A 13,109-nucleotide genomic window follows, 5' to 3' on the forward strand; every position below is an offset into this window, starting at 1 on the left:
ATGAAAGATCTTTCGTTTAAGAAAAGCTTACTCTATTTTAGTGTTATTTTAATAGTATTAGAGTTGTTGTTGTACAAAGATTTTATTTTTGGTGAATATTATTTTTTGTACAAAGATTTAGGTGACGATATTTATAATGTTGGTTACCCAGAACTATATTCAAAAATGGAAGCCCTAAAAAACGGATATCTTCCTAGTTTTAGTTTTCATACAGCACTAGGAGAGAATAAATATCCGTTCGCCATCGAGCACATTGCTCTAACTGTAACTTATTTGTTCTTTAAAAATGACATTGCAAGTGCTTTCATTTGGATGCAGTTGATTTATACTTTTCTTGCTGGCTTTTTCTTGTTTGTATTTTTTAGAAAAAAAGGAATCCATGTTTTGGCTGCCGGAATTGGGAGTGTTTTGTTTGCTTTTAGTGGCTATATGGTTGGTTGCAGTACCTGGTACTTAGTACAGTTTTCTAACGATATGATGCTTTTTGCTTTGTTTATTCTTTCCCTTCATTATTTTCAAGAAAACAAAAGAGTCTACCTCCTGACGATCACAACTGCACTGATTGGAATGGCGTATACTTCTATAATACTATATTTTGCATTCCTTTTAGCGGTAATTTATCTTCTTGTTAATTATGATTCCAACAAATCTCTAAAATTAAGTTTACAGCAGTTCGCAAAAATCGGCTTTGCTGGTTTGTTAGGCTTAGGACTTGCAAGCTTCATACTTTTAAGTAATCTTCATCAGATGCTCAACAGCCCTAGGGGTAAAGGCATGTATCCACTGATGGATGAATTGAAGCAAACTCCACTTCAAATCGCTGAAAAACCTGAGCTTGCCACTTCTTTATTACGACTTTTTTCGAATAACTTACAAGGGATTGCTGAAAATTACCAGGGTTGGTACAACTATTTTGAAGCACCATTTTTATATTCAGGTTTGGTGGTTCTGTTGCTTATTCCGCAACTTTTTCATTTTGTTGATAGGCGAAAACGACTTACTTATGGAGGAATTTTATTCTTTTTCATGTTAATAATTGCAGTTCCTCTTTTCCGCCATTCTCTCTGGTTATTTACAGGCAACTATTACAGAATGATTGGAATGTTAGCAACCATTGTTTTTATTTACTTCGCCACAATGTCTCTTGACTTTGTAATCAAGCAAGAGAAGGTTTATTTTAAAACACTTCTATTAACAATCATTGGTTTTCTTACACTATTATTTTCACTGAAAAGCCAAATAGCGATAGACGCTTCTCCAAGTGTCTTTATTGTGATTTCATTCCTAATCGTTTATTTTACCTTGCTATATTTTTTTGGCAAAAAACGCTTGATTAATTATTTTCCACATCTATTAGTAGGATTTATTGTTTTAGAGATTTTCATTTTTGCAGCGCCAACCCTACAAGATAGAATGCTTGTCACAAAAGATGATGTGAAAGTAGGGAAAGGCTTTTTTGATGCTACTAAAAGTATTATCAAAGATATCAAAGAAAAAGATTCTTCTTTTTTCAGAGTAGAAAAAGATTTTTTCTCTGGAAATTCAAGAGTTTATAGCTATAATGAAGCACAAATTCAAGGTTTTTATGGGAGTTCAGGCTACTGGGCTTTTCACAATTCAAATTACATAGCATTCCTAAAAAGTATAGATACTCTTAATTACAAAAATGAAATCGGCTCGAGATATGTGAGAGGAATTCGAGAAATACCTGAAGCTATGCAATTGTGTGGGGTAAAGTATTTTATTTCTAATCAAGATAGCCTAAAAAAGAATCAAGGCGAATTTGAATTTTTAAAATCGATAAATGGTTATTCCTTGTATAAATTAAAAAACCATAGGTCTTTAGGTTTTGCATTTACTAATTATATCACTGAAAAAGAGTTCGATAAACTAACTTTAGGTCAAAAGCACAAAATAGTAAATAAGTCAATAGTTGTCGAAGAAAAAGATGTAAAAAAACTAACGGAGTTGCAGCCCGATTATCAATCTGTTCTAAATGATAGTAGTCCTAAACAATTATTGATTAGATCTTTTAAAGAAAATGAAATAATGGGCAGCATAAAAATTGACCAACCCTCAATGCTTTTTCTATCAATTCCTTTCGATGACGGATGGAAAATCAGTATCAACGGACATAAAACGATTAAATATAAAGTTTTTCACGGACTAACAGCAGTGTATCTTAATAAGGGAAATCATAAAGTCGAAATGTCATTTTTTCCTCCATATAAAAGTATAGGATTTGCTATTTCAATACTATCCGTTTTAATAGGTATTATAATACTTAGCATAAGAAAAATTAAAGACATTAAAACAAAATGAACAGGACTATAACCAATAGCATTCGATATATTATTGATGAATTTGTACCACCTATTCTACGGGATAGTAAATGGTTTATGTATCCTTTTTTTTTCATCTTTTTTAAAGGAAAAAAAATTAAGCTATACATGGAGTTTAAGCAGCTTGTATATTTAATGAACGATCAGGAATATGCAGAAGCCTACAGACAACTGGATTGTATGGGAACCGATAGACCTACAGATCTAAATCAGCTCAGTATTAATTATATGCTTAAAAATATTTCTTCCGAAGCTACTAATTTGTTAGATGTTGGTTGTGGTAGGGGATATTGGTTAAACAAATTAAGTGAAATTACAAACTTAAAACTGACAGGCTTTGATATGCACGATTCGGTAGCTTTAACAACAGCCAATTATGTGCAAGGAAGAATCGAAAAACTTCCTTTTGCAGACAAATCTTTTGACATTGTTACCTGTCATCACCTACTTGAACATTTGAAAGATCTTCCTGCGGCAATCTCTGAACTTAAACGAGTAGCAAAAAAGCAACTAATTATCGTTGTCCCTTGTCAACGTTATTATTACTATACCTTGGATATGCATATAAATTTTTTTCCCATAAAAGAATACTTGCAAGAGGTAATGAAAATTGAAAAAAATACTTGCGAAAATAAGTGGGGCGATTGGGTTTATATTGGATATCTAGAATAGTTTTAATACAATAAGATGCTAAACAACAAAAAAATAATAGTAGTGCTACCGGCTTTCAATGCCGAAAAAACATTGGAGCAAACGTATCATGAAATCCCTTTTGAAATAGTTGACGAAGTTATTTTAGTTGACGATTCAAGTTTGGATAACACTATTGAAATAGCTAAAAAACTCAATATTAGCCACATCATCCAACACGATAAAAACAGAGGTTATGGAGGCAATCAAAAAACCTGCTACAACAAAGCGCTAGAATTAAAAGCTGATATAGTTGTAATGCTGCATCCCGATTACCAATACACACCAAAGTTAATTACAGCCATGTGCAGTATGATTGCCAACGGGGTTTATCCAGTAGTTTTTGCTAGCAGAATTTTAGGCAAAGGCGCTTTAAAAGGTGGTATGCCAATTTATAAATATGTTGCTAATAGAATATTAACGTTAGTTCAAAACATCCTCATCAATCAAAAATTAAGCGAATACCATACGGGTTTCAGGGCTTATAGCATTGAGGTACTTCAAAAAGTAAATTTCAATAATTTTAGTGAAGATTTCATTTTTGACAATCAAATGGCGGTTCAAATATTCAAAAATGGTTTTGAAATTGGCGAGATAAGTTGCCCAACAAAATACTTCCCAGAAGCATCAAGCATTAATTTTAAACGTAGCGTTATTTATGGCCTTGGAGTACTAAAAATTTCTCTTAAAGAATTAAAATAGGAAGCAATTACTACTTGAATTTCGTACTCATCAAATGCTTGGTCTTTTGCTAATACAAAAAAAGCGTTTCTAACGCTTATAAATCAAACAGGAATAGCTTTAAAAAAGGGAGACTTTGTAAATAGTAGCTATTGAAATTATGAAGAAGGAAACACTGTTTTTTGTAACGTAAATGTGGAGCCTTTATGGTAATGTATGTAATAGAGCCGCGTTGCAAACGCTTTGTTTTCGTTAATAAAGTAAGTAGGTACTCGTTGCAAACGAGCACCAGATGGTTTTGTCACATCGAGCGCGGTCGAGATGTGGTATTGGTTTTTTAATCGTTATTTATCTTACATTTGTATAGTTACAATACCAAACCAACCAAAAAAAACCTTTTATGCAGCACCATTTATGTAAAAACTGCGACCGTACCTTTGAAGGGCAATTTTGTTCGCATTGCGGGCAAAAATCAAGTGTGAGCGAATTGAACATGCATGATTTAATTCATGAATTTTGGCACTCCATTACCCATACCGACAAAGGGATTTTAAAATTGGTAAAAGATTTATTTCTGTATCCTAAAAAGGTGTACCATGGTTATTTTGCAGGTCAACGTAAAACTTATTTTAGTCCCGTAACCTTTTTTTTAATCACCGCCACATTACTACTTATTATTGGTGATAAAATATACGATTATGAAGATGCAGTACACCTAGCCGACAATCCTTTTGGTTATAATGAATTTGGTAGAACCGTATTTGAAGCTACTAAATTTAGAACTTTGTTTACCATTCCGTGTGCCGTTTTAGTGACTTGGTTGCTGTTTCGAAAGCGATTTAATTTGGCTAAAAATGTGGTGTTTTGGATTTATTTTAATGCCTTACTTTTTACCATAGACCTAATTGTTTCGCCTTTGTATTTCCCTTTTATACTGCACAAAGCAACTATTGAATTGTATGTATTGTTTATTAGTTATGCCTTCTTGTTTTGGCACGTACTTGTGGTGTTTACCAATAAAAAATGGACCGATTACTTGCTTAGTTTCTTGGTAGTAAATTGTTTTCACATCATCAACTACGTCACTATTTACTTGTTACTGTTTGGTACCAATGTTTTCAAACAAACCAAAACCAATAATGTGTTTGAATTTTTGATTCATCTGTATAAGTTTTGATCTTAAGCCTAAGTTGAGACCTAACCCGTTTTAGAAACCTGTTAGGTCTGTACAAATTGCATTTGCTGATTTTGTAATGAAAATAAAACGAACTATTGTAGCCCCGATGGAAGCGGCATCCTTGCTGGGGAAGTCCCGACACTTCGGGATTGCACAGCAATATACAGCGTACAGCGGGACGAGTAGTGTACGTAGCAAAAAAGTGCTGCTCCTAAAAAACAACACCTTTCAAATCATTAAAATTTAACTTTTGGCGATAAAAAAACCCATTCGCCTTAACGAATGGGTTTTGTATTTATAAGGTACTGAATTACCAGATTCTTACACGTTTTTCAGGTGCAATGTACATCCCGTCATTTTCCTTGATATCAAAAGCTTGATAAAAAGTATCGATATTTTGCAAAGGCACATACGCACGGTACATTCCTGGAGAGTGCGGATCGGTTTTTACTTGGTTTTTCAAAGCTTCATCACGCATTTTTGAACGCCAGATCGTTGACCAAGAAATAAAGAAACGCTGCTCAGGAGTGTATCCATCAATCAAGCCTGGATTTCCGTTTTCTTTCAAGTACAATTGTAAACCGTCATAAGCTGCGTTTACACCACCTAAATCACCAATGTTTTCACCTAATGTAAATTTACCATCTACAAAAGTTCCTGGCAATGGCTCCAATGCGCTATACTGTGCAGCTAAAGCTCCTGTTAAAGCTGAGAATTGTTTTAAATCGTCAGCAGTCCACCAGTCAACTAAGTTTCCGTCAGCGTTGTAACGCGATCCTGAATCGTCAAAACCATGTGAAATTTCGTGACCAATAACGCCACCAATTCCGCCATAATTCACAGCTTCATCAGCTTGGTAGTTGTAAAACGGTGGTTGTAAGATAGCTGCTGGGAAAACAATCTCATTGTTTGATGGATTGTAATACGCATTTACAGTTTGTGGTGACATGCCCCAACGCTCTTTATCAACTGGTTTGTTCAACTCAGCAATGTTTTCTTGAAAACGCCATTTGGCCATGCTCAACGCATTTTCAAAGTAGCTTCCGCCTTCTTCTGGACTCTTGATTGTTAAAGCAGAATAGTCTTTCCACTTGTCAGGATATCCAATTTTGATTCTGGATTTGTTCAATTTAGCTAAGGCGCTAACTTTAGTTTCAGCGGACATCCAAGACAAGTTATTGATTCTATTTTCGAAAGCACGGAAAATGTTTTTGATCATTTTTTCTGCTTTGGCTTTGGCCTCAGCTGGGAATTTTTTCTCAACGTATAATTTTCCCAAAGCCTCACCTACAGCGCCATTGATGGTTTGCAACGCTCTTTCGTCACGTGGTCTTTGGCTTACCGCACCTGTTAAGGTTTTTCCGTAAAACTCAAAGTTGGCGTTTTCAATATCGGTAGACAATTGGCTTGAAGCTCTGTTTAATAAACTCCAACGCATGTAGGCTTTCCACTGGTCAACTTTGTTTTCTTTCAACATCGTTTCAAGTGCCACCATGTATTTAGGTTGGGATACAATAACGGTATCCACTTTTGCCAAACCAATTTTAGTAAAATAATTATTCCAGTTGATTGATGGTGTTAATTTACTCAACTCGGCCAAAGTCATTGGGTTGTATGACTTACGACGGTCTCTGCGCTCTACTCTGTCTAATCTTGGTTTAGACATTGCGATTTCAAGCGCTAAAATTTTCTCTGCATTCGCCTGAGCTACGGCTGGCTTATCGCCAAGAAATTGCAACATTTTAGCAACGTGAAGCACGTATTTCGCACGTTTTTCTTTAGAGTCAGCATCTTCAGAAACGTAATAATCTCTGTCAGGTAAACCTACTCCACCAGGACCTACATTGATTACATTTCGGCTACTGTTTTTAGCATCAGTACCAACGCCCGCTCCCATGAAACCAATTCCGCCAATTGGCTCCATTTCGATTAATAATGCCTCAAGGTCTTTAGCATTTTTAACCGCATCAATTTTTTTAAGGAAAGGTTTCAATGGCGCAATTCCCATTTTGTTACGACCAACGGTGTCCAAAATAGACTTGTATAAATTAATCGCTTTACCTTGATCGGTATTTGACTTGTACTTTGGGTTGGTTGCTGCCTCTTTTAAAATAGCTAGTGCATCCGCGTCTGTTCTTTGACGCAATTCATCAAAACTTCCCCAACGGGTTCTATCAGCTGGAATGGCGGTGTTGTCTAACCAAGTTCCGTTTACGTAACGAAAGAAATCGTTACTTGGCTTCACTTTTTTGTCCATGTAATTCACATTAATCCCTGGCTCCTTAGCCGCAGGATTACTTTGGGCTTGACCCACTGCAAAAGCCATCATTGCAGGAATCACAAAAAGCAATTGCTTATTGTTGGTTTTTTTCATTTTAATTAGTTTTTTATTTAAGTAAACAAAGCTATTAATAAATTTTGTGATTGCTTACGATTCTATAAACAATCACAAAACATTGTGATTGGACATTAAAAAATCAAAAAGGTTTAATCGAATCGGATAACAATTTTGTTTTTTAAGCGCATTCCACTAGCACTAAGATTGTGTTAATAAGACCAAAAAACAAGCTCCGATTTTGTACTTTTGTGGCAAAATTGGATTATGTTACAGCTATTTAAAAAATACCGTCTTTTTTTAGGAGTGTTCTTCGTGCTTTCGGCCGTTATACTTACGTTATTTTACAACGCTTTGAAGCCAGCAAAATCATTACCTATTTTTAATCCAGCCGATGTGAATCCGGAGTTGGTAGACAGTACGGTACAATACAAAAGCAAGTACCACACCATTGCTGATTTTTCGTTTGTGAACCAAAACGGCGTCACGATTACTCAAAAAGATTACGAAGGTAAAATTTATGTAGCCGATTTCTTTTTTACTACTTGTGGTTCTATTTGTCCAAAAATGTCGGTGAATCTAGAAGAAGTTCAAAAAGCTTTCGCCAATAATCCTAAAGTTAAATTACTCTCACATACCGTATTTCCTGAAACGGATAGCGTTCCTGTGCTTAAGGCTTACGCCAAAAAACACAATGTAATCGATGCCAAATGGAATTTAGTTACCGGCGATAAAAAAGAAATTTATGCCATGGCTAGAAAATCTTACTTGGCTGTAAAACTGGGCAAACCAAGTGAATTGTATGATATGGTTCACACCGAAAATTTTGTTTTGGTAGATGCTAAAAGACGAGTTCGTGGTTTTTATGACGGCACCAACAAAGAAGACATCAAAAAATTGATTGAAGACATTACCTTTTTATGCGAGCAAGAGGCAGCAGAGTAAGGCGATTTTTCAGTGATTTCCAAGTCTGCAAATAAAACGTCAACATACCTCTGAATCTGCCAACTAATTATTGAAATAATTAACATTTGTCTTTCCTTTAAAATGTGTATTTTTGCAATCTTAATTCAATCTAAATAAGGTTTGCAAACAACGATACATTCTCTCAAAAAAGGCGAAAAAGCCATTATCAAAGACTTTGATATTGATACCGTTCCGTTAAAATTACTGGAAATGGGTTGCTTGCCTGGCAATATGGTCGAGCTGTTACAAGTTGCCCCTTTTGGTGATCCTTTGTTTTTGAACATCAATGGTTCACATGTGGCAATTAGAGTAGAAACCGCCAAAGAAATTGCAGTTGACCTATTAAAAACCAACCTATGGTAAGCAAACAAAACATCAATGTAGCCTTAATTGGCAACCCTAATGTGGGTAAAACTTCGGTTTTTAATCAGCTTACAGGATTGAATCAACAAGTGGGGAATTATCCCGGAATTACCGTTGAAAAAAAGATTGGTTTTTGTAAATTATCCAACAACATCAAAGCCAACATTCTGGATTTACCAGGAACATACAGCTTGAACGCCAGTTCTATTGATGAAAATGTGGTTATTGAATTACTACTCAATAAAAACGATAAGTTATACCCTGACGTAGCTCTTGTGGTTACCGATGTGGAGAATTTAAAACGAAACTTATTACTTTTTACCCAGATAAAAGACCTTGAAATTCCGACGATTCTTGTCATCAACATGGCTGATAGAATGAAGTTCAAAGGAATTTCACTGGACATTCCGTACTTAGAGAAACATTTAAACACCAAAATTGCCTTGGTTAGTTCACGTAAAGGCTACGGAATTGAAGAATTAAAGCAGTTAATTGTGAGCTTCAAATCGATTTCGAGCGAACCTTGCTTGAATGCTTCGGTAATCGATCCGGATTATTTTAATAGTTTGCGCAAAGCATTTCCAAACCAACTTTTGTACAAATTATGGTTGGTAATTACGCAAGATGTGAACTTTTTGAACTTGGATAGAAATGAAATTCGAAGTTCATTTACCAAATCACATTCTGATTTAAAACGCTTACAGCAAAAAGAAACCATCAAACGTTATCAATTTATTAACGATGTTTTGAAGGTAGGTTTAAAAGTAGATAGCAGCGTAGCCAAAGATTACCGCAGCCAGCTTGACCGCGTACTAACACACAAAGTTTGGGGATATGCGATTTTCTTTTTGATTTTGTTCGTAATCTTTCAATCGATATTTGAATGGTCAAAAATTCCAATGGATTTTATTGACGCCTCTTTTGCCTCATTGAGTTCGCTCGCAGCAGAGCAGTTGCCAGCCGGTGTTTTAACCGATTTGATTTCGCAAGGAATTATTCCTGGTATTGGAGGAATTTTAATTTTTATACCTCAAATTGCCTTTTTGTTTATGTTTATTTCCATCCTTGAAGAAAGTGGATACATGAGCCGTGTGGTGTTTTTAATGGATAAAATCATGCGCAAATTTGGACTTTCAGGTAAAAGTGTGGTACCACTTATTTCAGGAACTGCCTGCGCTATTCCTGCAATTATGGCTACGCGTAATATCGAAAATTGGAAAGAACGATTGATTACTATTTTGGTAACACCTTTCACTACTTGTTCGGCTAGACTACCTGTTTACGCCATTATTATTGCCCTGGTAATTCCTGACGAACGTTTGTTTGGATTTTTAAACATGCAAGGGATGACTTTGATGTTGTTGTATTTGTTGGGATTTGGAATGGCTATTTTCTCGGCTTACATCTTGAATAAAATATTGAAAATTCAAAGTAAAACGTATTTTGTGGTTGAAATGCCGAATTACAAATTGCCTTTGTTTAAAAATGTAGGTATCAACGTAATCGAAAAAACAAAAGCGTTTATATTTGGCGCGGGTAAAATTATACTTGCCATTTCGATAGTGCTTTGGTTTTTGGCATCATATGGACCTGGAGAAAAATTCAACAAAGCGGAAAAAATTGTTACTCAAAACACCATCAACAAACCATTATCGCCTGCTGATTTTGAAAATGCAGTTGCCTCACAAAAACTAGAGAACTCCTATATTGGTATTATGGGTAAAACCATTGAACCTGTTATCTCTCCATTAGGTTACGACTGGAAAATTGGTATTGCTATCATCAGTTCGTTTGCTGCACGCGAAGTGTTTGTAGGAACGCTGGCAACCATTTACAGCGTAGGTGGTAGCGAAAACGAAGTGACTATCAAAAACAAAATGGCAGCCGAAATCAATCCTGCTACAGGCGAGAAAGTGTTTAATTTTGCCTCAGGAATCTCTCTACTTTTGTTTTACGCTTTTGCCATGCAATGCGCTAGTACTTTGGCAGTAACAAAAAAGGAAACCAACTCTTGGAAATGGCCTGCTGGTCAGCTTTTATTCATGTCGGCCTTTGCTTATGCCGTTGCCTTGATTGCTTTTCAAATCCTACAATAAGAGCCAGAGTCTATCCTCAACCTCAACAACAGTTAAAAATTAAAAAATCATTATTTTTAATTTGTCTAAATAAGTTTCTCGTTTTATCTTTGCTGCATAGAATTAATCTAAATAAAAATGAGAAACGGTTTAGTAACAGCTGCAATACTTACCTCAGTATTTGCTTTTGCTCAAGAAAAGGAACTTACACAAGCACAAAAAGACAGTATTGCAAGAGCTAACTCTTTGATAGTTGATTTGCAAGAAGTAACGGTTACCCCGTTTAAACAAAGCCCAGAAAGACAACCAGAAGTAAAAGGAACCGTACTTTTTTCAGGAAAAAAGAACGAAGTTTTAAAATTATCTGCCTTTACCTCTAACCTGACTACAAACAATGCGCGCGAAGTGTTTTCACGTGTTCCTGGTGTTACTGTTTGGGAAAATGAAGGATCTGGTATTCAAATTAATATTGGAGTTCGTGGATTAAGTCCAAATCGCAGCTGGGAATTAAACACCAGACAAAATGGTTACGATATCTCATCAGATATTTTTGGTTACCCAGAAGCGTATTATAACCCACCTTTAGAAGCAGTAGAAAATATTGAGCTAGTTCGTGGTGGTGCTTCATTACAATTTGGCCCTCAGTTTGGCGGAATGGTGAACTACGTTTTAAAACGCGAGCAAAACAAAAAATTCAGCTTTGAAACTCAAAACACAGCCGGAAGCTATAACTTAATGAGTAGTTACAACGCAATTGGTGGTAAAATAAATAAGTTTTCTTATTATGCCTACAACCACTCTCGTAGCGCAGATGGATGGAGAGAAAATAGCCAATATAAAGTACGTAACTCACACGTATTTTTAGAATATGCTTTTACAGAAAAAACAAAATTAGCAGCAGAATACACTAATATGGATTACCAAATGCAACAAGCAGGTGGTTTGACAGATGCGCAATTTGCCGAAAATTCAAGACAATCTTTTAGAGAGCGAAACTGGTTTGGAACTCCTTGGAATTTGTTTGCGTTAACGCTAGACACGCAATTGTCTCCTTCTATTAAATCGAATACTAAACTTTTTGGTTTAATTGGAGAAAGAAATAGTGTTGGAAATACAGCAACACCAAACAATCCTGACACTAACGGAAATAGAAGAGTTGACCGCGATTTTTACAAAAATTTCGGAATAGAAAACAGAAACACTTATACGTACACCTTAGGCAAAAATAAAAACACTTTGGCATTTGGAGTTCGTGCTTACCAAGCACAAACGCAAAGACAACAAGAAGGAGCAGGAACTTCAGGATCTGATTTCGACTTAAGTACGTCAGCAAAATATCCAAGAGACTTGCAGTTTAAAACACAAAACATTGCTTTTTTTGCCGAAAATCAATTTAAAGTGACCGATAAATGGAGTGTTGTTCCTGGAGTTCGTTTTGAGCACATCACCGCTGATGGAGAAGGTCGTTTTGGAATCAATTCTGGAAATGATGTTCCGTTTGAAAGCAAACAAATGGTTAGAAACAAACCCTTGCTTGGATTAGGAATGGAATATAAATTCGGCGCAACGAACTTATATGGAAATATAACACAAGCTTTTAGACCAGTTTTATTCTCAGATATTACTCCGCCAGCTGTAACAGATGTGATAGATCCAAACTTAAAAGATGCCTCAGGATACAATGCTGATTTGGGATACCGCGGTGTTGTGAAAGGATTTTTGAACTTCGATTTTAGTGTGTTTTACTTGAGCTACAACAACCGTATTGGCGGCGTAAGACAATTTATAAATAATGATAACCCAACTCAAGGTACGTTCTTATTCAGAACCAACCTAGGAGAAACCGTAAACAAAGGAATTGAAGGCTTTGTAAACGTAAACATCACTAAATATTTTGGTGTCGAAAAAACTTTCGGAAACGTAGATCTTTTTGTAACGACTAGTTTTATTGATTCTCGTTATACTGATTTCGTAGTACCTTCTGGACCAGGATCGGCTATTGCAACGACTAACTTAAAGGGTAATCGTGTTGAAAACGCGCCACGTTACATTCACAATGTAGGTTTGAGCTATAGTACTGACCACTTTTCGTCTACATTACAATACAAAACTTCAGGTAAAGTGTTTACAGATGCAAACAACACAGTTACGCCTTCAGCAAACGGTGTAACAGGATTACTAAACGGTTATGAAGTATTGGATTTATCAGCTGAATACAAGTTTTTAAAACGCTACAATGTTCGTTCTGGAATTAATAACTTATTGAACAAAGATTACGCTACCCGCAGAGCAAGTGGATATCCTGGACCAGGTATTTTACCAGGTGAAGGAAGAACATTCTTTGTATCTTTAGGAGCTCGTTTTTAACAACAAACAACAATAATACACACTCTTTAATTAGAAAGTGATTACAAACAAGAAAGCAACCTCAACGGGTTGCTTTTTCTTATCTTTACAATATGGATATTCAAGAAATATTA

9 protein-coding genes are annotated in these 13,109 nt (G+C 35.6%); 8 read left to right on the forward strand and 1 reads right to left on the reverse strand.

What is annotated here, in order from left to right:
* The 4 genes from G9Q29_RS00415 to G9Q29_RS00430 all read left to right on the forward strand — a co-directional run bounded on the left by G9Q29_RS00415 (window position 1) and on the right by G9Q29_RS00430 (window position 4,890).
* Window positions 1-2,322, forward strand: a complete 2,322-nt coding sequence (locus G9Q29_RS00415; RefSeq protein WP_166132539.1) for a YfhO family protein — start codon at window positions 1-3, stop codon at window positions 2,320-2,322.
* A complete protein-coding gene (locus tag G9Q29_RS00420) occupies window positions 2,319-3,014 on the forward strand; it encodes a class I SAM-dependent methyltransferase (protein ID WP_166132540.1) in 696 nt (231 codons plus the stop codon). Before G9Q29_RS00415 ends, G9Q29_RS00420 begins: the two co-directional genes overlap by 4 nt.
* Before the next feature lie 15 nt (window positions 3,015-3,029).
* The gene (locus G9Q29_RS00425; RefSeq protein WP_166132541.1) at window positions 3,030-3,734 is read left to right on the forward strand and encodes a glycosyltransferase family 2 protein; all 705 of its coding nucleotides are present in this window, start codon (window positions 3,030-3,032) and stop codon (window positions 3,732-3,734) included.
* A gap of 379 nt (window positions 3,735-4,113) precedes the next feature.
* Window positions 4,114-4,890 (forward strand): DUF3667 domain-containing protein, encoded by a 777-nt coding sequence (locus G9Q29_RS00430; protein WP_166132542.1) that lies wholly within the window; start codon window positions 4,114-4,116, stop codon window positions 4,888-4,890.
* Window positions 4,891-5,200: 310 nt separating this feature from the next.
* Here G9Q29_RS00430 and G9Q29_RS00435 read toward each other — a convergent pair whose 3' ends face one another.
* Window positions 5,201-7,264, reverse strand: coding sequence for a M13 family metallopeptidase (locus G9Q29_RS00435; protein ID WP_166132543.1), 2,064 nt, complete (start codon window positions 7,262-7,264; stop codon window positions 5,201-5,203).
* A 228-nt stretch (window positions 7,265-7,492) separates the two neighbouring features.
* Between G9Q29_RS00435 and G9Q29_RS00440 the strand changes: the two genes are divergently transcribed.
* The 4 genes from G9Q29_RS00440 to G9Q29_RS00455 all read left to right on the forward strand — a co-directional run bounded on the left by G9Q29_RS00440 (window position 7,493) and on the right by G9Q29_RS00455 (window position 12,996).
* The gene (locus G9Q29_RS00440; RefSeq protein WP_166132544.1) at window positions 7,493-8,170 is read left to right on the forward strand and encodes an SCO family protein; all 678 of its coding nucleotides are present in this window, start codon (window positions 7,493-7,495) and stop codon (window positions 8,168-8,170) included.
* A 141-nt stretch (window positions 8,171-8,311) separates the two neighbouring features.
* The gene (locus tag G9Q29_RS00445; RefSeq protein ID WP_166132545.1) at window positions 8,312-8,554 is read left to right on the forward strand and encodes a FeoA family protein; all 243 of its coding nucleotides are present in this window, start codon (window positions 8,312-8,314) and stop codon (window positions 8,552-8,554) included.
* Window positions 8,548-10,650, forward strand: coding sequence for a ferrous iron transport protein B (gene feoB, locus G9Q29_RS00450; protein ID WP_166132546.1), 2,103 nt, complete (start codon window positions 8,548-8,550; stop codon window positions 10,648-10,650). The genes G9Q29_RS00445 and feoB overlap by 7 nt, the downstream gene beginning before the upstream one ends.
* A gap of 117 nt (window positions 10,651-10,767) precedes the next feature.
* Window positions 10,768-12,996, forward strand: a complete 2,229-nt coding sequence (locus G9Q29_RS00455; protein ID WP_166132547.1) for a TonB-dependent receptor family protein — start codon at window positions 10,768-10,770, stop codon at window positions 12,994-12,996.
* Window positions 12,997-13,109 lie beyond the last annotated feature (113 nt).

It is taken from the genome of Flavobacterium turcicum, assembly GCF_011365745.1.
In the GTDB taxonomy this organism is placed as follows: domain Bacteria; phylum Bacteroidota; class Bacteroidia; order Flavobacteriales; family Flavobacteriaceae; genus Flavobacterium; species Flavobacterium turcicum.